This window comes from Pseudomonas syringae pv. coryli str. NCPPB 4273 (assembly GCF_000972175.1).
Classification (GTDB): Bacteria; Pseudomonadota; Gammaproteobacteria; order Pseudomonadales; family Pseudomonadaceae; genus Aquipseudomonas; species Aquipseudomonas syringae.
Genome location: NZ_AWQP01000002.1, coordinates 89,693 through 113,681, shown reverse-complemented (window position 1 = coordinate 113,681; position 23,989 = coordinate 89,693). Strand labels below are relative to the sequence as shown.

At 58.4% G+C, this 23,989-nt stretch carries 27 protein-coding genes; 14 read left to right on the top strand and 13 right to left on the bottom strand.

Going from position 1 to position 23,989, the window contains the following annotated elements; genetic code table 11:
* The first annotated feature begins 65 nt into the window (after nucleotides 1–65).
* From sctW to P406_RS26965, 14 genes are all read left to right on the top strand, one after another.
* Entirely contained in the window at nucleotides 66–1,172 is a 1,107-nt protein-coding gene (gene sctW, locus P406_RS00960; protein ID WP_003409091.1) for a type III secretion system gatekeeper subunit SctW, read from the top strand.
* The gene (gene sctV, locus P406_RS00955) at nucleotides 1,172–3,259 is read left to right on the top strand and encodes a type III secretion system export apparatus subunit SctV (protein WP_003415393.1); all 2,088 of its coding nucleotides are present in this window, start codon (nucleotides 1,172–1,174) and stop codon (nucleotides 3,257–3,259) included. Before sctW ends, sctV begins: the two co-directional genes overlap by 1 nt.
* A 33-nt stretch (nucleotides 3,260–3,292) precedes the next feature.
* Nucleotides 3,293–4,267, top strand: a complete 975-nt coding sequence (gene sctD / locus P406_RS00950) for a type III secretion system inner membrane ring subunit SctD (protein WP_046235051.1) — start codon at nucleotides 3,293–3,295, stop codon at nucleotides 4,265–4,267.
* Nucleotides 4,264–5,613 carry a type III secretion system ATPase HrcN gene (gene hrcN / locus P406_RS00945; RefSeq protein WP_046235050.1) on the top strand — a complete coding sequence of 450 codons (1,350 nt, stop codon included), beginning with the start codon at nucleotides 4,264–4,266 and terminating at the stop codon, nucleotides 5,611–5,613. Before sctD ends, hrcN begins: the two co-directional genes overlap by 4 nt.
* Nucleotides 5,614–5,615: 2 nt before the next feature.
* Nucleotides 5,616–6,062 (top strand): hypothetical protein, encoded by a 447-nt coding sequence (locus tag P406_RS00940; protein WP_046235049.1) that lies wholly within the window; start codon nucleotides 5,616–5,618, stop codon nucleotides 6,060–6,062.
* A 6-nt stretch (nucleotides 6,063–6,068) separates the two neighbouring features.
* The gene (hrpP, locus tag P406_RS00935; protein WP_046235048.1) at nucleotides 6,069–6,641 is read left to right on the top strand and encodes a type III secretion system protein HrpP; all 573 of its coding nucleotides are present in this window, start codon (nucleotides 6,069–6,071) and stop codon (nucleotides 6,639–6,641) included.
* Complete coding sequence (locus P406_RS00930) at nucleotides 6,638–7,354, top strand: hypothetical protein (protein WP_046235047.1); 717 nt, start codon at nucleotides 6,638–6,640, stop codon at nucleotides 7,352–7,354. Before hrpP ends, P406_RS00930 begins: the two co-directional genes overlap by 4 nt.
* Nucleotides 7,344–7,745, top strand: a complete 402-nt coding sequence (locus tag P406_RS00925) for a FliM/FliN family flagellar motor switch protein (protein WP_046235046.1) — start codon at nucleotides 7,344–7,346, stop codon at nucleotides 7,743–7,745. Before P406_RS00930 ends, P406_RS00925 begins: the two co-directional genes overlap by 11 nt.
* Nucleotides 7,742–8,395, top strand: a complete 654-nt coding sequence (sctR, locus tag P406_RS00920) for a type III secretion system export apparatus subunit SctR (protein WP_003409078.1) — start codon at nucleotides 7,742–7,744, stop codon at nucleotides 8,393–8,395. The genes P406_RS00925 and sctR overlap by 4 nt, the downstream gene beginning before the upstream one ends.
* A gap of 7 nt (nucleotides 8,396–8,402) precedes the next feature.
* Entirely contained in the window at nucleotides 8,403–8,669 is a 267-nt protein-coding gene (gene sctS, locus P406_RS00915) for a type III secretion system export apparatus subunit SctS (protein WP_003339811.1), read from the top strand.
* A complete protein-coding gene (gene sctT, locus P406_RS00910) occupies nucleotides 8,670–9,464 on the top strand; it encodes a type III secretion system export apparatus subunit SctT (RefSeq protein ID WP_003339813.1) in 795 nt (264 codons plus the stop codon).
* Nucleotides 9,461–10,540 carry a type III secretion system export apparatus subunit SctU gene (gene sctU / locus P406_RS00905; protein WP_046235045.1) on the top strand — a complete coding sequence of 360 codons (1,080 nt, stop codon included), beginning with the start codon at nucleotides 9,461–9,463 and terminating at the stop codon, nucleotides 10,538–10,540. Before sctT ends, sctU begins: the two co-directional genes overlap by 4 nt.
* 531 nt (nucleotides 10,541–11,071) lie before the next feature.
* The gene (locus P406_RS00900; RefSeq protein ID WP_046235044.1) at nucleotides 11,072–12,775 is read left to right on the top strand and encodes an AAA family ATPase; all 1,704 of its coding nucleotides are present in this window, start codon (nucleotides 11,072–11,074) and stop codon (nucleotides 12,773–12,775) included.
* Nucleotides 12,772–13,632: an HNH endonuclease gene (locus P406_RS26965; protein ID WP_082100662.1), complete on the top strand. Its 861-nt coding sequence runs from the start codon at nucleotides 12,772–12,774 to the stop codon at nucleotides 13,630–13,632. The genes P406_RS00900 and P406_RS26965 overlap by 4 nt, the downstream gene beginning before the upstream one ends.
* 244 nt (nucleotides 13,633–13,876) lie before the next feature.
* Here P406_RS26965 and P406_RS00890 read toward each other — a convergent pair whose 3' ends face one another.
* The 13 genes from P406_RS00890 to hrpR all read right to left on the bottom strand — a co-directional run bounded on the left by P406_RS00890 (nucleotide 13,877) and on the right by hrpR (nucleotide 23,017).
* Nucleotides 13,877–14,224, bottom strand: a complete 348-nt coding sequence (locus P406_RS00890; protein ID WP_003339817.1) for a negative regulator of hrp expression HrpV — start codon at nucleotides 14,222–14,224, stop codon at nucleotides 13,877–13,879.
* Nucleotides 14,225–14,226: 2 nt separating this feature from the next.
* Nucleotides 14,227–14,430: an HrpT family type III secretion system protein gene (gene hrpT, locus P406_RS00885; protein WP_003314144.1), complete on the bottom strand. Its 204-nt coding sequence runs from the start codon at nucleotides 14,428–14,430 to the stop codon at nucleotides 14,227–14,229.
* Nucleotides 14,427–16,532: a type III secretion system outer membrane ring subunit SctC gene (gene sctC / locus P406_RS00880; RefSeq protein ID WP_046235042.1), complete on the bottom strand. Its 2,106-nt coding sequence runs from the start codon at nucleotides 16,530–16,532 to the stop codon at nucleotides 14,427–14,429. The genes hrpT and sctC overlap by 4 nt, the downstream gene beginning before the upstream one ends.
* A gap of 1 nt (nucleotide 16,533) precedes the next feature.
* Nucleotides 16,534–16,974, bottom strand: a complete 441-nt coding sequence (locus tag P406_RS00875) for a type III secretion system protein HrpG (protein ID WP_082100661.1) — start codon at nucleotides 16,972–16,974, stop codon at nucleotides 16,534–16,536.
* Nucleotides 16,952–17,176: a type III secretion protein gene (locus P406_RS00870; protein WP_003314139.1), complete on the bottom strand. Its 225-nt coding sequence runs from the start codon at nucleotides 17,174–17,176 to the stop codon at nucleotides 16,952–16,954. Before P406_RS00870 ends, P406_RS00875 begins: the two co-directional genes overlap by 23 nt.
* Before the next feature lie 83 nt (nucleotides 17,177–17,259).
* A complete protein-coding gene (gene sctL / locus P406_RS00865; protein WP_046235040.1) occupies nucleotides 17,260–17,841 on the bottom strand; it encodes a type III secretion system stator protein SctL in 582 nt (193 codons plus the stop codon).
* Nucleotides 17,842–17,874: 33 nt separating this feature from the next.
* Nucleotides 17,875–18,402 (bottom strand): hypothetical protein, encoded by a 528-nt coding sequence (locus P406_RS00860; protein ID WP_046235039.1) that lies wholly within the window; start codon nucleotides 18,400–18,402, stop codon nucleotides 17,875–17,877.
* Complete coding sequence (gene sctJ / locus P406_RS00855) at nucleotides 18,402–19,208, bottom strand: type III secretion system inner membrane ring lipoprotein SctJ (protein WP_003314136.1); 807 nt, start codon at nucleotides 19,206–19,208, stop codon at nucleotides 18,402–18,404. Before sctJ ends, P406_RS00860 begins: the two co-directional genes overlap by 1 nt.
* An 8-nt stretch (nucleotides 19,209–19,216) precedes the next feature.
* Complete coding sequence (gene sctI / locus P406_RS00850; protein WP_003314135.1) at nucleotides 19,217–19,591, bottom strand: type III secretion system inner rod subunit SctI; 375 nt, start codon at nucleotides 19,589–19,591, stop codon at nucleotides 19,217–19,219.
* Between the two features lie 27 nt (nucleotides 19,592–19,618).
* On the bottom strand, nucleotides 19,619–20,647 hold the full coding sequence (hrpZ, locus tag P406_RS00845; protein WP_046235038.1) for a type III secretion system effector HrpZ: 1,029 nt from the start codon (nucleotides 20,645–20,647) through the stop codon (nucleotides 19,619–19,621).
* Between the two features lie 52 nt (nucleotides 20,648–20,699).
* Nucleotides 20,700–21,026, bottom strand: a complete 327-nt coding sequence (locus tag P406_RS00840) for a type III secretion system major pilin HrpA (RefSeq protein WP_003314134.1) — start codon at nucleotides 21,024–21,026, stop codon at nucleotides 20,700–20,702.
* A 92-nt stretch (nucleotides 21,027–21,118) separates the two neighbouring features.
* A complete protein-coding gene (hrpS, locus tag P406_RS00835) occupies nucleotides 21,119–22,027 on the bottom strand; it encodes a transcriptional regulator HrpS (protein ID WP_046235037.1) in 909 nt (302 codons plus the stop codon).
* A 45-nt stretch (nucleotides 22,028–22,072) separates the two neighbouring features.
* A complete protein-coding gene (gene hrpR, locus P406_RS00830) occupies nucleotides 22,073–23,017 on the bottom strand; it encodes a transcriptional regulator HrpR (RefSeq protein WP_082100660.1) in 945 nt (314 codons plus the stop codon).
* Nucleotides 23,018–23,989 lie beyond the last annotated feature (972 nt).

The window sequence follows — 23,989 nt, the reverse complement described above, 5'->3', positions numbered from 1 at the left end:
GGCACCAGGGAACCGAACCGGGCCAACGACCCACTCAGCGGTCACACCAGGCCCAGAATCGTCCTATGAAAATTGTCGCCCCGCCTACATTGCCCATTCGTCCGGTAGCGCCAATCCGCGCCATCACGCCGGCTGTGCGAGCGATTCCCGGCGGCGGGTTGCCTGATGAAAAAGGCACCTCGTCACTGCAGGTTTCGCGCTTCGCCGCAGCCTTGGTGCAGCACAGCCGGATACTGCGTGAGCGAGAACTGATCGCGAGCAGGAACGCGCTGCAGTCGCGGGCCGTCAAGCTGGGCGAGCTTTATCAATTGCTGATGAGCGCCAGCGACACCGGGCTGGATAACGCCGCCAGACTGCTGCGCAAAAAACTGCTGCAGGACAACGACGCCGATCTGGAACAGGTTCTGGAATTCGCTGACGGCGACGCTGCCAAGGCTCACGTGGTGTTGCAGGCGGCGCGCAAACAGGCAGAAGACGATGGGGCTGAAGCAGAATATGCAGCGCTGACCCAGACGCTCAAACATCTGCGCCGCCGATTCGGCCCGCGCGCGCGCGCCGGTATCAATACCGCAAGAGCCTTCGGGCGCCAGAACATCGATAACAAGCGCCGCACGGCCTTGCGCAATCTGTATGGCGTTGCGGTTTCCGGACAACCCAATGTCACGGGCTTGATCGAAGCCTTGATTGGCGAGCAGCAGGAACCCGGCGAGTTCGACCTGAACCTGCGCGACATGCGCATCGCCATCGCCGACGATCTTTCGGCGATTACCCCGTCGGCGTCCCATGAACAACTGCGCACGCTGATGCATGGCCTGACCACCGCGCGCCATGTCACCACGCTGTTGCGCGGCTGCGAACACCTGCTGGGACGCATGCGTAAAAAGAATCCGAAACTGACGGTGGACCCACCGGCCTTCCTCAAACACATGCTGACCCTGACGGCCAATGGCATGAATGTGAATCAGACCTTGCAACTGACCCAGCACATCGGGGGCAACAGGCTCGAACACCAACTGGCGTTTCTCAATGGCCTGCGGCCGATGCTGATGCAGTTGCCGATCCTGCTCTGGCGGGACCTGAAAAGCCGTCAGGCCGCGCTGAATAATCTACTCACGCTGATGGCCGAGCTTACGCATAAGGAACAGAAGCAACTATACGAGGGGCTTGCCTGATGAACCGGGTCATCAACTTTCTGAACATGGTCGCGCTGTCGGCCATGCGTCGCTCGGAACTGGTCGGTGCGTTTTTTGTGATCGCCATCGTGTTCATGATGATCACGCCGCTGCCCACCGGGTTGATCGACGTGCTGATCGCCGTGAACATCTGTATTTCCTGCCTGCTGATCATGCTGGCGATGCACCTGCCCAGGCCACTGGCGTTCTCGACCTTCCCTGCCGTGCTGCTGCTGACCACGATGTTTCGCCTGGCCCTGTCGGTGTCTACGACGCGGCTGATTCTGCTCAACCAGGACGCCGGGCACATCGTCGAGGCGTTCGGGCAGTTCGTGGTGGGCGGCAACCTGGCGGTGGGTCTGGTGATCTTCCTGATCCTGACGGTGGTCAACTTTCTGGTGATCACCAAAGGCTCGGAACGGGTCGCCGAAGTCGGTGCGCGTTTTACTCTGGACGCGATGCCCGGCAAGCAGATGTCCATCGACAGTGACCTGCGCGCCAACCTGATCACCGTCCACGAGGCCCGCAAACGACGCGCCGAACTGAACAAGGAAAGCCAGTTGTTCGGTGCGATGGACGGCGCCATGAAGTTCGTCAACGGCGATGCGATCGCCAGCCTGATCATTGTGGCCATCAACATGATCGGCGGCATTTCCATCGGCGTGCTGCAGCACAACATGGCGGCGGGCGACGCCTTGCAGCTGTATACCGTGCTGACCATCGGTGACGGCCTGATCGCCCAGATTCCTGCGCTGCTTATCTCCGTCACCAGCGGCATGATCATCACCCGCGTGCCCAACACCGAGGCAGGTGTGGAAGCCAACATCGGCCGCGAGATCGCCGAGCAGATTACCAGTCAGCCCAAGGCCTGGATCATCGCCTCGGTGGCCATGCTCGGCTTCGCTGCCCTGCCGGGAATGCCGACCGGTGTTTTCATCACCATCGCGATCATCTGCGGTGCCGGTGGACTGCTGCAGTTGCAACGGGCAAAACCCAAGGCCGATGAGCAACGTACAGCCACTGTGGCACCAGAAATGAACGGCAAGGAGGACCTGCGTACCTTTTCGCCCAGCCGCCAGTTTGTGCTGCAATTCCACCCCGGTCAGGACAGCGCGCAGATCGAAGCGCTGGTCAGCGAAATACGCAAGCGCCGCAACCGTCTGGTGGTGCAGTACGGCCTGACCCTGCCTTCGTTCATCATCGAGCATGTCGATGACATTGCCCCGGACGAGTTTCGCTTCACCGTCTATGACGTACCGATGCTCAAGGCCACCTTCACGCAGAGCCATGTCGCCGTGGAAGCGCGCCAGCTGGAAGGCGAAAACCTTCCGGCGGCCATCCCGGGCAATACCGACCGCCAGGAAGATCAATGGGTCTGGCTGCCGGCCGAGCAGTCCGGCGAATTGAACCCGGTCAGTTCCACGACCCTGATCATCGAACGCATGGAGCGCACATTGCAGTCCTGCGCGCCGCAGTTCATCGGCTTGCAGGAAACCAAAGCCATCCTCGGCTGGCTGGAGTCCGAGCAACCGGAACTCGCTCAGGAAATGCAACGGGTCCTCACCCTGACGCGCTTCTCGGCCGTCCTGCAACGCCTGGCCTCGGAGCGTGTGCCGCTGCGGGCGATCCGGGTCATTGCCGAAACCCTGATCGAGCACTGTCAGCATGAACGCGATACCAATGTGCTGACCGACTATGTGCGCATTGCGCTCAAGTCGCAGATCTACCACCAGTACTGCGGTGCCGAAGGCCTGCAAGTGTGGCTGCTGACGCCGGAAAGCGAGGGGTTGTTGCGTGATGGCCTGCGCCAGACGCAAACCGAAACATTCTTCGCGCTGAGCAACGAGATCAGCCAGATGCTCGTGCAACAACTGCACATTGCCTTCCCGGTACGAGCTCCCGAACAGGCGGTTCTGCTGGTGGCACAGGATCTGCGCAGCCCTCTGCGTACCTTGTTGAGGGAGGAGTTCTACCATGTACCCGTACTATCTTTCGCGGAAATCAGCAATGCGGCCAAGGTCAAGGTCATGGGTCGATTCGACCTTGAGGACGATCTCGAGCCGCTGGACAACGAGCACGCTGCCTGAGCCTGCAAGGCCTGAACGCACGGAGACTTTCAGATGTTTGAATTACGCGTACTGAACGGCCAGCACCAAGGCGCGGCATTACCGCTGATCGGTGAGCAATGGTCGATTGGCTCTGCCGGGCAACACGATCTGGCGCTGGACGATGCGGGCGTGGAAAGCCTGCATTGCCGCCTGCAACGTGTCGACGACAACTGGACACTGAACGCTGAACAAGGCGCGGTCTGCGACGAACAGGGCAACGCCCGGCCAAGCATCGACCTGACGCTCAATAATGCCTTCATGCTGGGTTCGGTGTGGCTGTGCGTTTCGCCTGCGGGTGATGAGTGGCCCTCGGTGCCCGTCGTGATCCCCAAGCAGCCCGAGGCCGAATCCGGGCCGGCACACAACGACGTGCCGCTGGAGAAGGTCAAGTCCCGCTCGCAATTTCTCAACCGCACCACGGGCATCATCGCCGGGCTGCTGGTGGGCGTCATCGGCAGCGCCTGGAGCCTGACCCGCCCGCCCGCTATTGCGATGGATCAGAGCCCGGCTCACTTGGCGGCCGCCACGACAGAGGCCTCGCCCGATACACCCAAGGCGCCAGCCAGGGCTGCAAACCCTGTGACCGACAACCGCATACGCCTGAGCAGCGCAGATGCCGTCCGCCACCAGTTGAGCACCATGCTCAGCGACCGCCTGCTGACTGACGTCAGCGTGGAAGAGACGCCCGACGGGCTGGTCCTCAACGGCGATCTGAAAGAAGAATCGCTGCTGGTCTACCAACGCATGCTTCAGCGCTTCAAAGCCTTGTACGCCTCGCCGGTCACCGTCCTGGACAACGTGGGCAGCAATCGCAACACCCTGCCCTTTGTGGTGGTTCAGATCATGACCGGGCCGCATGCGCATCTGGTGACTGCCGACGGTCGACGGGTTTACGTAGGTGACGAAGTGGATGGCCTGCGCCTCACCCGAATCGACAATCAGCGTCTGCAATTCGACGGTAATCGCCACGTCGAGGTGAACTGGTGAATGCAGCACTGAACCTGTGGAAAGACGCGCACGCCAAGCGTTTGAGCCAGTACTGCGCGGTGCGCGTCATTGGCCGCGTCAGCGCCGTGCGCGGAATTCTGCTGGAGTGCAAGATTCCATCGGCCAAGGTCGGCGATCTGTGTGAAGTGAGCAAAGCCGACGGCTCGTTGCTGCTGGCCGAAATCGTCGGCTTCACCCAGGAATGCACGCTGCTCAGTGCCTTGGGCCCACCCGACGGTATTCAGGTCGGTGCGCCGATCCGCCCGCTGGGCGTGGCACACCGGATCGGCGTCGATGATAGCCTGCTCGGCTGTGTACTGGACGGTTTCGGGCGCCCGCTGATGGGCGATTGCCTCGGCGCTTTCGCTGGCCCCGAGGACCGCCGCACGACTCTGCCGGTGATCGCCGACGCCCTGCCGCCGACCCAGCGACCGCGTATCACCCGGGCTTTACCCACCGGGATACGCGCCATCGACAGTGCGATTCTGCTCGGCGAGGGCCAGCGTGTCGGGCTGTTCGCCGGTGCGGGCTGCGGCAAGACCACACTGATGGCCGAACTGGCGCGCAACATGGATTGTGACGTCATCGTTTTCGGCCTGATCGGCGAACGGGGCCGCGAGCTGCGCGAGTTTCTCGACCACGAACTGGACGAAACCCTGCGCCGCCGCTCGGTGCTGGTCTGTGCAACATCCGATCGTTCCAGCATGGAGCGCGCCCGCGCTGCGTTCACCGCGACTGCCATCGCCGAAGCCTTTCGCGCCCGAGGCCAGAAAGTGCTGTTGCTGCTCGACTCGCTGACCCGCTTCGCCCGCGCGCAACGGGAAATCGGCATTGCTTCGGGCGAGCCGCTGGGGCGCGGCGGTTTGCCGCCCTCGGTGTACACCCTGCTGCCACGCCTGGTGGAACGCGCCGGGATGAGCGAGAACGGTTCGATCACTGCGCTTTACACGGTGCTGATCGAACAGGACTCGATGAACGATCCGGTCGCCGACGAAGTACGCTCGTTGCTCGACGGGCACATCGTACTGTCGCGCAAACTGGCCGAGCGCGGGCACTACCCGGCGATCGATGTGTCGGCCAGCATCAGCCGGATTCTGAGCAACGTCACCGGTCGCGAACATCAACGGGCGAACAATCGCCTGCGCCAGTTGCTGGCCGCCTATAAACAAGTGGAAATGCTCCTGCGCCTGGGTGAGTACCAGGCCGGGGCCGACCCGGTCACCGACTGTGCCGTGCAACTGAACGACGCCATAAATGCCTTCCTGCGCCAGGACCTGCGTGAGCCCGTGCCGCTGCAGGAAACCCTGGACAGGCTGCTGCAACTCACCTCTCAACTGCCGGAGTAGCCATGGACGAACCACTGGAAGACGACCCGCAACAGGTCGCTCTGCAGCAGGTGATCGGTCTGCTCACGCCACTGCGCCAACATCGTCAGGCCAGTGCCGAGCGGGCTCATCGCCAGGCGCAGTTGGAACTGAAATCGATGCTCGACCACTTAGCAGAGACAAGGGCGTCGCTGAATCAGGAACGCGACAACCACAAGCGCCGCCGCGAGAGTCTGTCCAATGCGCATTTGCAAAAGACGCTCAGCCTGACTGATGTCGACGGCTGGCACGAAAAGGAAAGAACCATGCTCGACCGCCTGGCTTACATCCGCCAGGACGTGCAGCAACAGCAAATGCGAGTAGCTGAACAACAGGCGTTGCTTGAACAGAAACGGCTGCAAGCCAAGGCGTCTCAGCGCGCGGTCGAGAAACTCGCCTGCATGGAGGAGACGCTCAACGAAGAAGGTTAAGTGACGATGACCGCACCGATCAAAACCCCTGCCAAAGCGCCACCCGCGCCGAGTGCCCCGCCAGCCAGCTCGCGCCCCCTGCCTTCGCTGCGTCAGCCCGCCAGGTTCGATGACCAGCCGCCAGCCTTTACCGGGGCGCCTCGGGGCGATGTGCAGAAGGTTCGTTTCGCGCTGAACCGTTCAGTGACCGACAGCCCGATGAGCGCCGACGGCATGTTCTTCTCGCAACTGCTGATACCGCAGGTAGGCGAAGAGCCGAATCAGCAGGGCTTCGGAGGCAGCGGTGTGGCCTTCTCTGCACAGTCCGAAAACGTACCGACTCAGTTGATCGACGAGCTGGCGCAGCGTCTGCCCGATCAGCCGGACGGTCCGCTGGCCTTCAGCCTGCTCATGCCCAATCTGGGCAGCGTGCGGGTCAACGCCAGCAAATCCGAAAACCGCTGGAGCATTCAACTGGGCTTTGGCCGACGTGACGTTCTCAAGCGCTTGCAGGGCCAGGTCGGCGCATGCCGGGAATCGCTGGCGCAGGCACTTGGTCAGGACGTCGAGCTGGACATGCATGAAGACTTCACAGCATGAGCGCCCTGCGTCTGCGCAAGGTCGACGCTCTGCTGGCGCAAGCCACACGCGCACTTGGCGCCGGACGACGCCTGGGCTTCAGCGCCCGCGGTCAGCACGCCGAACTGAGCCTGCTGCCGCAGCACGAAGACGCGCGGATACCGGCAGACGGTGTCTGGTTGAGTACTGCGGTGGGCCCCTTGTTGCTGAGCGATGCCGAAGCGTTGCTCAGCCTGCTGGGCGAAGTGCCCTTAACGCTCGGCGGCGAGTACCAGGCCTGGTACTGGCAGTTATTCAACCAGCGCCTGAGCCCGGTGATCGCCGATCTGCTGGCGCCTGTTGCGCCGTTTTCAGACGCCCCGACCGAGCCGGCCATCGGCTGCCGGGTTCTCGTGCGACTGGGCAGCGAACGACTCGATGCCCACCTGCACGCCGCACCCGCCACCCTGCTCAGGCTTCTGGGTTCGGCTGACTGGCAAGTCTTGAATCGTAACGTGGACCAATCCTGGTCGGTGGCGACACCGCTGATCGTCGGCGAACTGTCACTGACCCTGGAACAAATCGCCTCGTTACGCCCCGGTGACGTGGTGCTGCCTGCCCGCTGCCGGTTCGACAGCGCCGGACAAGGATCCGTGACACTCGCTGGACGTCAATGGGCGGCCCGCACTGACCAACAGGCCCAGCATCTTTTTCTGCAGCTCAGTCATGAGGAGCACAGTCACCATGAGTACTGAAGATCTGTATCAGGACGACGTCGAGATGCTCGACGACTATGAAGAACCGGTGCCTGAACAGGCTGATCAGCAACAGCATGACGACGAACACGCCGAGCACGCATTCGGGTACGCGGACAGCGAAGCGGAGCATGAAGAGCAGTCGGGAGACCACAATGAGTCGCCGATGCTCGACTCACTGGAGCTGGACCTGACCTTGCGCTGCGGCGAGCTCAGATTGACCCTTGCCGAACTGCGCCGACTGGACGCCGGAACCATTCTCGAAGTCAGCGGCATCGCGCCAGGCTACGCCACGCTGTGCCATGGCGAGCAGGTGGTTGCCGAAGGCGAGCTGGTCGACGTCGAAGGCCGCCTCGGTTTGCAGATTACCCGGCTGGTGGCGCGCTCATGATCATGGAGGGCGTCAACCCGATCATGCTGGCGCTGTTTCTCGGCTCGCTGTCGCTGATCCCGTTCCTGTTGATCGTCTGCACCGCCTTTCTGAAGATCGCCATGACGCTGCTGATCACCCGCAACGCGATCGGCGTTCAGCAAGTGCCGCCGAACATGGCGTTGTATGGCATCGCCCTGGCCGCGACGATGTTTGTCATGGCCCCGGTGGCGCACGACATACAGCAGCGGGTTCATGAACACCCGCTGGAACTGAGCAACGCCGACAAACTGCAGAGCAGCCTCAAAGTGGTCATCGAGCCGCTGCAACGCTTCATGACACGCAACACCGACCCGGATGTCGTCGCCCACCTGCTGGAAAACACCCAGCGCATGTGGCCCAAGGAAATGGCCGATCAGGCCAATAAAAACGATCTTCTGCTGGCGATCCCGGCCTTTGTGCTGTCGGAATTGCAGGCCGGTTTCGAGATCGGTTTTCTGATCTATATCCCCTTCATCGTCATTGACCTGATTGTCTCCAACCTGTTGCTGGCACTGGGCATGCAGATGGTCTCGCCGATGACACTGTCGCTGCCGCTCAAACTGCTGCTGTTCGTGCTCGTATCGGGCTGGTCGCGTCTGCTCGACAGCCTGTTCTATTCCTACATGTGAGGCGGTCATGGAAGCGTTGGCGTTGTTCAAGCAAGGCATGTTTCTGGTCGTCATCCTGACCGCCCCGCCGCTGGCCGTTGCGGTGCTGGTGGGTGTGGTCACCTCGCTGCTGCAGGCACTCATGCAGATTCAGGATCAGACATTGCCCTTCGGCATCAAACTGGGGGCCGTCGGACTGACCCTGGCCATGACCGGCCGCTGGATCGGCGTCGAGCTGATCCAGTTCATCAATATGGCCTTCGACCTGATTGCCCGCTCCGGGGTCAGTCACTAAATGCCCTTCGACGCGCACAGCGCCTTTCAATTCATGCTGGGCATGGGACTGGCAATGGCACGGCTGATGCCCTGCATGCTGCTGGTGCCAGCCTTTTGCTTCAAATACCTGAAAGGCCCGTTGCGTTATGCCGTCGTGGCGGTGATGGCGATGATCCCGGCACCAGCCATCAGCAAGGCTCTGGAGTCCCTCGACGACAACTGGTTCGCAATCGGCGGCCTGCTGATCAAGGAAGCGGTACTCGGCACGCTACTGGGGCTGTTGCTGTATGCGCCATTCTGGATGTTCGCCTCGGTGGGCGCGCTGCTCGACAGCCAGCGCGGTGCGCTCAGCGGCGGCCAGTTGAACCCGGCGCTGGGCCCTGACGCCACGCCACTGGGCGAACTGTTTCAAGAAACCCTGATCATGCTGGTAATCCTCACCGGGGGGCTTTCGCTGATGACTCAGATCATCTGGGACAGCTACAGCGTCTGGCCTCCGACGGCCTGGATGCCGGGCATGAACGCTGGCGGCCTGGATGTCTTTCTGGAGCAGTTGAACCAGACGATGCAGCACATGCTGCTGTACGCCGCGCCCTTCATCGCGCTGCTGCTGTTGATCGAAGCAGCGTTCGCGATCATCGGCCTGTATGCGCAACAGCTGAACGTTTCGATCCTCGCCATGCCAGCCAAAAGTATGGCCGGCCTCGCTTTTCTGCTGATCTATCTGCCGACGCTGCTGGAACTGGGCACAGGTCAATTGTTGAAGCTGGTTGATCTGAAGTCGCTGCTGACGCTTCTGGTGCAAGTGCCGTGAGCGAAAAAACCGAAAAGGCCACGCCCAAGCAACTGCGCGACGCGCGGGAAAAGGGTCAGGTCGGGCAGAGTCAGGACCTCGGCAAACTGCTGGTGTTGATGGCCGTCAGTGAAATCACTCTGGCCCTGGCTGATGAAAGCGTCAACCGACTGGAGGCACTGTTGTCGCTGTCCTTTAAAGGCATCGACCGCAGCTTTGCCGCGTCGGTCGAGCTGATCGCCAGCGAAGGATTCACCGTACTGCTCAGCTTTACCTTGTGCAGCGTCGGTATAGCGATGCTCATGCGCCTGATCAGCAGCTGGATGCAGATCGGCTTTCTGTTCGCGCCCAAGGCGCTGAAAATCGATCCCAACAAGATCAACCCGTTCTCCCACGCCAAACAGATGTTTTCCGGGCAAAACCTGCTCAACCTGCTGCTCAGTGTGCTCAAGGCCATTGCCATCGGCGCGACGCTTTATGTGCAAGTCAAACCTGTGCTGGGCACTCTGGTGTTGCTGGCCAACAGCGATCTGACGACCTACTGGCATGCCCTGGTCGAGCTGTTCAGGCATATTTTGCGAGTGATACTGGGGCTGCTGCTGGCGATCGCCATGATCGACTTCGCCATGCAGAAATACTTCCATGCGAAGAAACTGCGCATGAGCCACGAAGACATCAAGAAAGAGTACAAGCAATCGGAAGGCGACCCCCACGTCAAAGGCCATCGTCGGCAACTGGCCCAGGAGATCCTCAATCAGGAGCCCAGTGCTGCGCCCAAGCCTGTGGAAGATGCCGACATGCTGCTGGTCAACCCGACCCACTATGCGGTGGCCCTGTATTACCGACCAGGCGAAACGCCTCTGCCGCTGATTCATTGCAAAGGTGAAGACGAGGACGCCCTGGCATTGATTGCCCGCGCCAAAAAAGCCGGCATCCCGGTGGTGCAGAGCATCTGGCTGACCCGGACGCTGTACCGCTCCAAGGTCGGCAAATATATCCCCCGCCCCACACTGCAGGCTGTCGGCCATATCTACAAAGTGGTTCGGCAACTGGACGAAGTCACCGATGAAGTGATTCAGGTCGAAGTCGAGCTGTGATGGCTTATTGTCCACTGACGAACCAAAATGCAGCTGTACTTGTTTACGGCATGTTCGAGCATCTCTGCCATGCCACTGTCCATTAAGCTATCCAGATCCATGGGCGTCCCCTCGAGGAGGCCTTCATGACTGACCTCCGCGAAGAACAGGTGTCGCTGACGAATCAAGGAGAAGTGTGGCCAGGTCCATGTATCGGTAAATCGTTGTATTAGGACTAAGCCCCTCGGGAGCTGTGTATGCCATGAAAGTGCCTTGAATGATTGACAGTGGCTATCCATACCAGGTGTCGGCGGTGGCTCAGTTGACGCTTGCACAGAGACTCAACCTGGATGATAAAGCGTCGTTCTAATTGGGCTGGACGATGGGCGGATAGTAAAGGGGTTGTTTGAATACCATTGCGCGCTATGCTGAGAGGTCAGTATAGTCGGCGATGTGGCACCCGCTTGATGCATTGCAAAGGGCGTGCAGTGGAACATTGCCAAGCGTAGGCTGTTTTAAAGTAGTTGGGAAATTTTTTAAAAGGACTTATGCATGCCAGGGACAGAGTTTTACTTTTCAACCGCACTTAACATTGACAACATTGATGGCATCCATCTACTGCAAGATCACATTGGCACCTATTATTCCAAGGCCTGGGATGACTTTGGTTATATCGTCACCTTTCAGGTCTATCATGTAGAGCATGGCAGGCGCGAGTCCTTGGGGCGCACCAAGTTACTTGCGAAGGGTTATGATGACTCTTCGATTTATTTTTTAACATCCCATGATAAAGTCGGAGAAAGCGTTCGTATTACGAAACTGTTGGATCATAAAAAGGTGGTCTCGCTATCATCCGACATTGATTATTATCGTAGGATCCACGCTCTCATTCCTCAGAGGGCAGAAGACTACCTGCGTCAGATTTGTGACGGGAGTTATAATCTGCATGCGTACGGAGATTTTTCAAACTGGGAGGGTTTCGAGCTGTCCCTGTTCAGAGATCGCCTTGCTAAGGCCATCTTAAAAAAAGGCTATCAGATAGCGCTAGGCAGCTATGAAGCGCAGGAACAGTTCTCGTTCAAGCTGGAGGGACTTCCGGATAACTTTGACGCTGTCGAATTTAATTTTGACAACGCCAGGCAGTTAGGTCGTACCAATATCAACTTACTCATTGGCCGAAACGGTGTCGGAAAAAGCCACGTCCTCCGCCACTTGATAGATTTGGTTACGGGAGTGGAAAAACATGCTGAGAGCTGGCCCTTCTTCCATAAAGTCATTGTGGCAGCCTATTCACCCTTTGAGTCGTTCAAAACCGAGGTTGAGCTGTCAAATGCCTTGCCAAACCAAGCCATGGCCCAGACTGACGACAGTCACGAAAGTGATCTGACAGCTAAAGATGAGCAGGAACGGCGCAGGCGACTGGTCAATGAATATGTCTACATTGGTTTCCGTGACCCTGAGGGTAAGTTTTCCCTGACGTGGCCTAAAGAAAGTAGCGCTCGAGCACTCCATCGTATTGTTCAATATGATGCAGATAACGAATGGACTGGCGGTAGCCGTTTCGAGCTGCTGTTTGATACGTTGTCCCACTCCATTGATTTTGATGCAGTTCAAGTTTTCAATTCAGATGATTCGTCGATAGTGCTTAGCCGCACCACGGAAGCGGTACGGCTGAGTCTCGCTACGCGTAAGGATTTTAATTACGCGGCGGGTATCGAATTCCTAAAAGGAGGTAGAACGGTTCCTCTGAGTTCCGGGCAGACCATCTATTCCTACCTGCTGCCGAACTTGGTCGCCGAAGTGGACGAGGAGAGCCTGCTCATCCTTGACGAGCCAGAACTGTATCTCCACCCGTCAATGGAGGTCGGGCTCCTGGATATGCTGAAGCAGTTGCTTGCCGCGACAAAATCCAACGCGATCATTGCTACGCATTCGACGATATTAGCGCGAGAGGTGGAGCGGTCTGCGATTTCGGTGCTGCGAAAGGTGGAGGATAGGACAGATGTTTCGAGACCCAATTTTGAAACATTTGGTCAGACCGTGGAAGTCATCATGGGACTGGCGTTTGATGACTATCAGACGCGCAAGCCCTACGAAGACTCAATTGACGAAGCTGTCGCCGATTGCGCGAGTCCGGAGGAGGCCCTCGAGAAGCTCGGTCCCAAGGTAGGAGACGAGGCACTGGCTTATTTGAGCGGTAAACTTAGCGCGGGTGAGAATGATGTGGATCCTGATATTGAGCGGAGGCCGAAATGAAGGACCTTTCACATCTTCGCACTGGACCGGGTTGCTCTTGGTTTGAATTGGCTATTGGCTCAGCTAAAAAAAATACCGCCATACTTGGATTTATTAAGTATGCTGTTCGCGAGCGCTATGAAGAATTTGACGGCTTTATTGAGGACTATCAAACAGAACCACGAAAAAGCGGGATCTCACTTTCTGGCCACGTCCTGATAGACTTTTATGAGCACCCTCCAGCTGCGTTAAAGACATTGTTAGAGGCTCGCCGTCATGATCATACGCTGGATGAGTGCCCCTATTGTGGATTTCCTCGAGCGCCGGAAACGCTCGACCATTTCTTACCGAAAGAGAGCTGGCCGGAATACTCGATTTTTTCTGATAATCTTGTGCCTCAATGTCGTGACTGCGCTCCAATAAAAGGGGTGAAATATTTTTGTGAACATGAAAATCAGCCGTTCTTTCTTCATCCTATTTATAGCCCTGCGTTGTCGACACTGAGGTTTAAGATTGAGGTAACGATCGTAAAGGGAAAGCTTGTTTTCTCACCGGCCTTCAGTATTCCAGAAAGCATTACAGATGCTGATGAGAAGAGAATAAGTGCCCACTTAAAAAACCTGCATATCAAGCAGCGAATCGTGGACTACTGCGATGAACAATACCGCCATTGGATCAGGATTGCCCAGAGCAAGCCCTGCGATATAAAATCTATATTTGAGTCCAGGCTCAGCGAGCGAGAATGCGATCCATACCCGAATAATTGGGCTACGGCCTTCTATCAAGGTGTTCTTAAAAACCAAAATGCTGTGCGGGAACTCCAACGGCACGTTGTGAGCAAACCGCTGAGGTCCAATGGAGCGCATCGGCTCATTTAGACCCCCACTGGGAGCCTGTCATGTCATTTGCGCAATGGATTAGATCATGCAATGGCTGACGGGCTTACCGTCAGCCCCATCCTGATGGCAGTGCTCGCTACCAGGGTGAAAGCTGTGCAGTGTCGAGAACCGACCGAGCTCCGCATGACCAGCAACTGCCTGATGCTTTTAGATTGCATCTGCGCAAAAAAAAGACCGCTCCCTCTGCACTGGGGCGGTCTTCGTTTCACGCAGTTGTTATCTCCTAAGCCAGATGATCCAGGCCTGCCAGTATCAGTTCGTTTCGGCGGATATCATCCAGGTTGGTGACAGCATGGGGGGCGTCGCTCACCGCATGCCACACCACGAAATCACGCCGCATATCCAGGAACAGAAAGTAGTCATTGAATCGTTCGGCTTCTGAAAACCTCAGTTGCAGCGCCTCTCTGAGTTGTTCGGGACGCAGCGCTCGACCCTCGATGTGCAACGCAATGCCCCAGTCATGATGCTCGCGGCGGCTGACGAAGGAGACTCCGTTTGCCACCGGCCAGACCGCAGGACTCTGCGCCGCAACGTTGTAGTAGAACGCTGTTTTCTCCTCGACCTCGATCATGTCTAGTCCCTTAACTTCACGACGGTGTAATCGCGCTCGTGGTCCTGATCGTCAAGACCGTCACGCATGTCCGGGGGCCACCAGATGACCAGTTCGCGGCTGGTGGAGTCCGGACGTTTGCAGGCAGTGCCCGAACAACCGTGGGTGGCGCACCCGGTCAGGGTAGCGAACACCACCAACACGACTGCAACGCTGCTGATCTTCATGGCTTTGCCCCCCGGAGCAGTGATGGCCGGCTCTCTTTGGCCATTTTCGATATCTGTGGCTGACGTACCGCGATATACACTTCGCTCTCCTCGCCCGGTTGCAGCCATGCGTGAGGCCAGGCGGCGACGCCGATGACCCAGCGACCACCGCAGCGACTCTCGTCGATGCGTACCGGTTTGTCGGTATTGTTGCGCGCTACCACGACAGCCACACCCCAGTCCTTGCGTGCATACCATTGCGAGCGCTGGCCATCGAGGGTCAGGCCCTGGCCCGGGTCACACAGGCTGTCGGTTTCAAAGGGCAGTGTTTCGCCATCATGCATGCCCTCTGGCGCAGCGCCATCGACCATCTGCGTGAAGACTTTCTGGATGTCGCCGCGGGTAGGCAGCTCACCGCCGTCACGCCGTTCCTTGATCTTTTTCATCTGGTCATCGACATCGTGAGGATTACCGTTCTGCACATAGCGAGCCGGGTTGACCTGGTCGCCAATCAGTCTTGGCGTCAGGATAAACAGGCGCTCGCGCTGGCTCAGTTCACGGCTGCGGGACTGGAACAGCAGCTTGCCGATGTAGGGAATGTCGCCCAGCAACGGAACCTTGTGGATCTTGTCGTTGGCTTCAAGGCCATGGAAACCGCCGATGACCAGTGAACCGTGTTCGGCTATGACGGCCTGGGTACTGACATTGCCTTTGCGCACACTTGGCTGCGTGTCATTGATGTCGGAGATGTCGATCTGACCATCCTCGATATCGACGATCAGTTGCACCTGAGGCTTGCCATCGTGATCCAGCGAGCGCGGAGTCACCTGCAGACTGGTGCCAGCGGTGATGGGCTCGATATTGGCCACACGTTCCGAGGTCGCGGTGAGGTATTCGGTGCGACTGAAGTCAATCACGGCCGGCTGGTTTTCAAGGGTAAGAATGGACGGGTTGCCGATCACCGACGCTGAGCCGTTACCTTCCAGCGCATGCAGTTCGGCGGCGAACTTGCCGGCGTTCTGAATGAACAGGGTGGAGCTGGTGCCAGCGTCGAACATGTTGGCGCCCCCGTTGACACTCCCGGCATTGAAGTTCCAGCGGCTGGACAGTTCTGCCAGCTCGTTGCGATCGATGTCGAGAATCACGGCGTCGATTTCGATCAGGTTGCGCGAAACATCCAGCTCTTTGATGAGCTTTTCGTACATGGCCTTGCGCGAGGGCAAGTCGTAGATCAGCACGGCGTTGTTACGGACATCGGCTGTTACACGGATGTTGGCCCGACCGCCAGAACGGCTTTTTCCACTGCTTTTGCTGCCACCGCCGCCATAGTGCAGTACCTGATCGAGGCCCTGCTCCAACGCATTGGTATCGAGACCGCTGGAGCTCATTGGCAGACTCGGCGCGTCCGGGCTGCTACCGCCCGCCAGGCCGTTACCGCGACCGCCTCGCCCCAGCAGATCCATACCATTGATGGACCCGCCATGAGAACGGGTATCCAGCAAATCCTGGAGAATGCTGGCGACACCGGCGACCACCAGTTGTTGATCACGATAGCGAATGGTGCGGTCAGCAGCGCTGGCGTACTTGAGCGGGAATACGATGATGTCCTGCTTGTCGCCCTTTTCCGGCGCTTCGACTTTCTTGCTGTAATCGCGCACCAGTTCCACATATTTTGCCGGGCCGCGAACCAGAACCACGCCTTCGTTCGGCAGTACACCCCAACCGAAGCGCTTGTCCAGCAGCCCCACATCGGTCAAGGCAGTCTGCAGGTCATCTACTGCGTCGGAGGACACTTCGATGCGTGCCGAGGTGTGCTCGCTGGAGGGGCTGACGTACAACGTGTCGTTATACACAAACCACTGGAAGTGATATTCCTGGCCCAGGCGGTCGAGAAACTCTTCCGGGCTCTGAGCACGTATCCGGTCATCAAGGACCCCGGGAATGGGCGGCATATCCAGCGCCATGCCGAATTCTTTGGCGAAGTCGGCCAGCGCTGTCGCCAGCTCGGTCTGCCGGGCATCGTAGGCGTAAGCCGTATGTTTCCAGGCTTCGGGGGTCACCGCCCAGGTGGCGGGGGACAGCCCGATCAACAATAAAGGCAACCACATCAAGGCCTTGCGCATTTCAAACTCCCGGTTGCCGGTGATTGAGGGTCGTGCGCCCGGCTAAGGCGGGCACGGAATTGACCAGAGTGGTGTGCATCAGGCTGAGCAAGGCCGCGCGCTGATTGGCCAGGCTTTCCAGACGGTTCAGCAGATCGGCAAGGCTGCAGGGGCCAGGCATCCAGCTGACCAGCACCATGCAGCAGGTTTGCGGATCAATGGCGAACGCGCCGTCACAGGCACACGCCAGGCTGGCACCGCCATGACTGAGCAATGCTTCGATACGCTGAGGGTCGTTGGCGTCATAGGGGTCGAGTAACTCCATGCTGCAACGGACTCCGCCACCCACCATTTCCAGCCGTGCGTTGGCGTCGTCGACCCAGCAGTCGAGCGGGCTCGCCGGACGCTGATCACGCCACAGGCCGACGACCTCCTCGAACTCACTGAAATCCATCGATGACATTTTTGGTCATTTTATAACCAGCCTGCTGGCATTGATCAGCAATGTTGGAGCTGACCGCAGCCTGCTGGCTCGCCTCACTGAAGGCATCGATGTCGTCGGCGGTGAAATGCCCATTGCCCCCGTCCAGCACGTCATCCACGTCGGACAACGCGCGAGTGAGCGTGGAATCGAGGTTATTTTGCAGGGATTTGAAATTTATCATGTCCTGATACTCCAGCAGAAAGGTTCAAACCTTGAGTGGAGCAAACAGGTGGAGCGGTTCCATTTTCGCCGCAAGAGTCTGTTTCAGGCAGCCGGCTCCGCGCCTGCCAGCCCATTGCGCAGCGTTGCCCAATCGATTTCGAACGCGCCGTTCGCGTCGCTCAGGCGCAGGCTTTCAGTGGCCAGCGTCGCATCACGTTTGAGCTCCCAGTGCTCGGCAAAACGGCTCTCTGCCAACCATTCGGCGACCGGCTCGGCCATCTCCGGATGAACGCTGAGTGTGGCCACGGCTTCGTTGAGCTGACTGGCTGCGAGGTTCCTGACCAGTGCCCGAGCGCGCTCGGCAAGGGTCGTTTCATCGAGCAACTGGCGCAATGCCTCAGTCAACAGCTCCTCGACAGCAGTCATGGCCTGCTGCTGCAAGGCTTCGCGCTGGACGTGCAGCTCGTCCAGAAAGGCATTGGCGCGCTCCCAGAACTGCGCAAGCGCTTCCTGATGCCGACGATCGGCTTTAGCCTGCTCAAGTACCAGCATCTGCTCAGCCTGACGTTGCGCGTCCGTCAGAATATCGCGAGCCAGCAGGCTGTTGGCGATGTCTTCACGGCGCAATACCGGCTCGGGCAGCACCGCGTCGGCAGTTAGGGTAATACTGCGTTTGGCAAGCATCGGGGAATTCCTGGTGCAGAGGGAAGCGGATATTCAGGCCGCGGTGACACGCCATAGAACAGCCTGCCACAGCGTCTGAAGTTTATTTTCGGGGGCCGAGCAAGGGCTGTCGGCGACCTCATCGGGCGCCCAGGCCAGACGCAATCGCGGCCAATACTCAGGCCCGAGCCAGGCACCCAACAGCAAGCGCGCATCTTCATGTTCCAGATCCAGCCAGACACCAGGGCGCAACGCCTTGGTCAGGGCCCAGCACCACTGCCCGTCATGGCCGTCGCTTTCGTTACGGGAAAAACAGATGCGTTGCGCCAGATCCAGCGCCTGATCACGCTGCTCGGGAGTCAGTGCCAGCCAGTTCAACACCGGCTCTGCAGGCATCGGCGGTTGACTTGGCGTGATGCCGACACTCTGCAGGAACACACTGTGACGGCTGACCATCAGGGCTTCACAGTCGCTGACGGTCAGTCCGCAGCGCTCGGCGAACCGGCTTTGCCAGCCCACATGCGCCCATGGCCAGGGATTGCACCACCACTGAGTCCAATAGTCCTCGGCGGTCAGGTCCATCACGCGCGCGCCGGTACGGTCGAGCGGCTACGGCCGGCAAAGCCGATCCGCCGAAGCACTGAGGCGCGCCAGTCACTGCGCAACAGCAGCGCGATGATCAGCAGCAACACCGCCAGGCCAACCGGCACCAGCCAAAGCATCAGGTTCCAGAACGGCAGATTGGCGCTGTCCAGCTTGAACGGTCCGAAACTGACCCACTGTGTGGTTTCCTGAAACTCGGTAGCCGGTACGAACACAATGGAAAACTTTTTCGACTCTGCCGATTGCGTCGACATGCCGGGGATACTGCTGGCGACCATCTGTTGAATGCGCCCACGCACGCTGTCCGGGTCAAGCGCTGCGGAGTGTTTGATGAACACCGCAGCAGAGGCAGGTTGCACCGGTTCACCCGGTGCGATGCGTTCCGGGAGTACCACGTGCACCCTGGCCACGATGACGCCGTCTATCTGCGAAAGCGTCGCTTCGAGCTCCTGAGACAGGGCATAGATGTAGCGGGCGCGCTCTTCGAGCGGGGTCGAAATGACCCCTTCTTTCTTGAAGATATCCCCCAGACTGGCGCGAGACTGGCGTGGCAGGCCGGCAGCATTGAGCACCCTGACGGCGCGGTTCATGTCGCTGGTGGCGACGGTGACGACAACGCCGGTTTTTTCCAGACGTTTGCGCGCGTCGATATGCTGATCGGCAAGACGGGCAACGACCTCATTGGAGTCCTGCTCGGACAAGCCGGTGAACAGATCGGTTTCATCACTGCAGCCGCCGAGCAATACCATGCAAATCAGCAGCAGCCCTGCGCTCAGAAATTTCACGGAAACCTCTACTGCAAGTTAGTCAGCTTGTCGAGCGCCTGTGCAGTCTTGCTCACCACCTTGGTCGTGAGCGCCGTCTGCAAAGAGCATTGCGACAGGGTCCTGGTCATCGCGGCGATATCCAGCGCGTCTCCAGTCCCGGAGGCTTTTTTCATCGACCGCATCGCTTGCTGAGACATTTTTTCGGTTTCGCCCAGACCGCCGGAAATTGCGCTGGCGATATGTTCGGAAAGCGGCGCTCCGCTCGAAACGCCGTCCGGCTGCGTGGCAGCGGTGAAGATGTCGACATCCGCCTGGGCCGGTTCTGAAACGAGCCCCTGTGGCACATCCTGCCCGAGTTCCGGCGAGATGCTTTTAACATTACCAAGGTGGGAAATGGTCACGTGAGTTCTCCGTCAGGCGGTTGTCGGTCAGGCTGCAGCCTGATTGCGGGTGCCTTGCAGCAGCGTACTGACCAGCAAGGTGGCGATTTGCGCAGCGCTCGACTGCACGTCGGTAGCGGTTTGTCCGGCATCCTTGAGCGTCGCTTCAAGGCCCTTGAGCAGCAAGCCGCCCAGCAACTGGTCAAGATCCTGAGCGGACTGTCCGCCATTCGCCGCCGTTCCGGTCTGCGGGGTGTTTACGGGTGTACCCAGCCCACCGCCAGCCAATACCGATTGCAGGCCACGGTCGATAAGCTCGCCGATCAGTTGTCCCGCTTCACCACTGGTAGTGCCGCTGTCACCGGGACCGGTATTGGCGTCGATCAGCGGATCACCCGTCACGGACGAGTTGTTGGAAAAACTGCTCGGAGTGCCCAGACCTCCACCCGCCCCCGCCAGACCGCCAGCGCCACTCTGCTGATTACCCAGTTGCTGGCCGATGATGTCGAGTGCCGAGCGGAATGCAGCCGTTTCGTCGCCATCAAGGAAGTTGTCTTCCTTGAGTTCGTTCACCCAGGAACCCGAGTCCGGCTTGGGAAACTGTGCGGGATTGTCATCCATGAACTGCGCGATCTTGTTCAGCATCGGCATATCGTCTTCGGAGAAGCTTGTCCCGCCATCCTGCTTGGTCAGAAGATCATCAAGCATGGACTTGGCCAGGCCACTGAGCACCTGAGTCATCAGGTCCTGCTGTCCGGTACCCGAGGCGTTATCCGCAGACGCACCAAAGTTGTCACCCAGCTTTTCATGGATCAGCTTGTCCAGCGCAGCGATGACATCCTCGATACCGCCGCCCGCCTTGCCATCCGCGGCCATCGACTTGGCCAGCAGTTTGCCCAATGGCGAGCTGTCGTCGAGTTGACCATTGCGCATCAGTTCCTCGGCCAGCTTCACGACAACTTCCTGAAGCGCCTTGCTCGACGAACTGGCGCCAGTCGTCTCGGTTTCAGGACGTACCAGAACAAGGGCCATTGCCGGGGTTTGCAGCGAGCTGCTGTTAAGACTGAGACTCTGCATCACAACCTCCTCAAAGTAGCAGCCCCCTCAGGTACGAAGGGGCTTCAAGAAATCAGAACTGGACGACCGAGTTCCGGATCTTGCTTGCGACGATCTGGTTGGAAAGCGCCTCTTTCTTGTCCTCAAAGCCCGCCAGCATGCTCGACTCGCGCAGCAGGCCGTTCTCTTCGTTCGCGGTGCCGTCAAGCTCGGCACTTTTTGCATCGCCTTTGCTGATGCTGGAGCGAGTAGCGTCGATGCTGTCAGTGCTACCGGTGTTGCTCACCAGTGCAGCATTACGGTCGGCGCTGCTCTTTACGCTGTTGATGCCCTGAGCGGCACCACCGATCGTGTTGACGACACCGCGACCTGCACCCGCCAGAGAACTCATGATAGTCATAACGTCATACCCCTTCGTCTGTACCAGCGTAATTGCTTGGTACAGCTAGGTGGCATGCGTCCGCGAATCGGTTCCAGAACTTCTGCAAAAAATCAGATGCTCAATTCCTTGATGCGGCGGTAAAGCGTACGACGTGGAATATCGAGCTCCAGGCTGGCCGCGTCGATGCAATTGCGGTGGCGCTTGAGCGCTTGCTGAATCAGGGCCTTTTCAATCGCCCGCAGCTGAAACTTGAGCCCGCACGCCAGGTGCTCTTCGGTCTGCGAGTCAGCCCCCAGCAAGGGGAAGCCCAACACGTGGCGCTTTGCAGCGGCCTTGAGCTCGCGGATATTGCCGGGCCAGCGATGCCCCGTCAGTACCTGCTGAAGCAACGGACATACATCGGGAATCGCGAGGTTAAGTTCTTTGGCCGACGCCGCCACAAACCGGGTGAACAACGGCAGGATACGCTCGGGCTGATCGCGCAGCGGCGGCAGTTTGAGGGTCAGCACGTTCAGGCGAAAGTACAGGTCGCGTCGAAACTTGCCTTCTTCGACGGCATCGTCCAGAGAGGCCTGAGCCGAGGCAATCACACAGATATCCAGGTTGATCGTGGAGGTCGAACCCAGACGCTCCAGGGCACGGGTCTCAAGCACCCTCAGCAGCTTGGCCTGCAGGGCGAGCGGCATGCTATCGATCTCATCCAGGTACAAGGTTCCGCCCTGTGCCGCCTCGATGTAGCCCATTCGGGAACGGTCGGCACCGGTGTAGGCCCCACTCACCACCCCGAACAGCTCGCTCTCGGCGAGCGATTCCGGAATGGCCGCGCAGTTCATCGGGACGAAGCGACCCTGGCGCCCGGACATGTTGTGAATGCGCCGGGCAATGGTGTCTTTACCGGTACCGGTCTCGCCCGACAGCAAGACATCGATGCCGAGCTGCGAAATACTTTCGGCGACGATCCCCAGATTGGGTACGCGCTCCGCATCCAGGTGATCGTCAAACTCATCATCGAGATTCATTTCATGACTCCAATGGCATCAGCGTTGCGCGAGCGCAGCAGCGATTCAGGACTCGGCTACCAGGTCGGTATGCGAAGCAACCCCCAGCTCTTTCATGCGGTGGTAGAGGGTGCGCCGGGGCAGTTCGAGCTCCTCGAGCACAGCGTCGAAATTGTGCCGATGCCGCTTCAAGGCATCCTGGATGAGCATTTTCTCGATGACGCGCATCTGCATGCGCAGTCCTGTTACCGGGTCATGCGCTTCGACCGGCTCGGCGCCCAGCAACGGCAACCCCAGCACAAATCGCTTGGCAGCGGATTTCAGTTCGCGCACGTTGCCGGGCCAGTCATGACTCAACAGGATCTGTACACGCCCGTTATCGAGCGTCGGCACGGAGCGGCCGGATTCTGCGGCGATGTCCTGGGTGAACTGGTCGAACAATGGCAAAATCTGCTCGCGACGCTTGCGCAAGGCTGGCAACTGCAGTGTCAGCACATTGAGCCTGAAAAACAGGTCACGACGAAAAAGTCCTTGTTCCACCAGTTCATCCAGCGGACGCTGGGCCGAAGCAATCACTCGCAGATCCAAAGGTATGAAGTCGGTCGAGCCGAGCCGCTCGACCCCTCTGCTTTCCAGCACCCGCAAGAGCTTGGCCTGAAGGCTCAACGGCATGCTGTCGATTTCATCCAGGTAGAGGGTGCCGCCGTTGGAGGCCTCGATGTAGCCCTCGCGAGCGCGACACACGCCGGTGAACGCACCATTGACCACGCCGAACAACTGACTCTCTGCCAACGATTCGGGGATGGCCGCGCAGTTCATGCCGACAAAGGGCCCGGTCCTGCTCGACCGCTCGTGAATCCGGCTGGCCAGGGTGTCTTTGCCGGTGCCGGTTTCCCCGCAAAGAAGCAAGTCCATATCCAGTAGCGCGCTGTTCATTGCAATTTGATGACCAGCCGATAATGCAGTTACGTTCCAACACGTTCGAACGTCGTTATCAATGTCTGTGCTCATCGATCACTCTCATAGCGGGAGGGAGGCGGGATATTAATACCACGTCTTACAAGGCACACATATGGCTATTTAGTTCCCCACCGACTGTGAAAAATTTCACAAACTCGAGAATCACTATCAAGTAGCGACAGCCCCTTAAGATCCACTCGGTATAGCGCAAGCGCTTTGAAATGACTGTATTAATATATACTTATTCCAAAATTATCATAGACTTACGCTGGCCAATAGTCACTGCAGCCCCCGTGACTGCAGGGGTATCCAGCCGTATGCCCGATCACGGGCCATAATGAAATCGAAAAATTTGTAACTTGCCAATCGTAGCAAAAACAGATAGCCACTCCACGAACCTAGTGGCGTACTTAACAGGCGTCGTAGCACCTTAGTTATTGTCGACACTAAAATCCTATCAGACCAAGAGCACCAGCCACACGAACTTACTGCATTAACTTTAATAACATCTACAACTAACGAACTTAAACAAACACCTGTCAAAGTTAAACTTATTCCACACATCTTAATAGGGAGTGCCGGTTGTAATACAGTACCCGACCACTGGGCGGATATAAACAATACTTCAGTCGGATTTCCGAACGATTTCGCATCTCTGAGTTGGTTGGATCCAGAAATCTCCCATTTTTTGGGCTCATCTCGCGATAGCTTTTTGCCATCTATGCATTCGGCAATCCGAACGCGCCGCCTTTTCAGAATGCGGATTTGCAGGTTTTGAAAATAGCTAATTAGCTGAAAGGATTCACTGTAGGACAATCTGGCAATCCGCGCTTATAGCGCTGTGAAGGCCTACCACCATAAGCAGTGCTGATACCCCATCATCACTGAGATTGTTTCTAAATATGTGTAAGTATTTCCTTACAATTCTTTACAAAGTTTGCATGAGCCGCTGAGAAACATAGTTGCTGCAGCTCGGTCGGCCACCCTTTTTGCGCTCTATAACGGCAAAAAAGGGAATGAAAA